Source organism: Streptomyces sp. NPDC059443 (assembly GCF_042750105.1).
GTDB lineage: Bacteria > Actinomycetota > Actinomycetes > Streptomycetales > Streptomycetaceae > Streptomyces.
On record NZ_JBHYVM010000010.1, the window covers coordinates 31,707 to 32,152 of the forward strand.

The window sequence follows — 446 nt, forward strand, 5'->3', positions numbered from 1 at the left end:
GCGGTGGCCCGCCCCTCGACGCCGCTCTGGGAGCGCCGGCGCGGTCTCCGCCCCCTCCCCCCGCCGCCGGCCCCGGCGCCGGCCGTCTTGTGTCCCCCCGGCCAGAGAGACCCGGTCCCCACCTGCCGCCCCGTGTCGGCGGTGCGGGCCGGGTCCCTGTCCGTTGCCCCCAGTCTGGCGTCCGCGCAGGTCTGGGCCAATCCGCGCAGATACTCATTTCCGCGTCTAGGTACGGATACTCAGGCGCCCCACCAGTTCTACGCGGACCCACCGCCCCCGCGGCACCGCCGATCGGGGGTCACCCGTCCGGCCCGCGGGTCGCGGTCGCGGGCCGCGGTCCGGACGCCCCGGGCCGCGGGTTGCCCGGGGCCCGCCCCGCCGGCCCCCCCCCCGCGGCGGGGGGCCGGCGGGCCCGCCCCGGGGGGGGGGGGTGGTCTGGCGGTCCA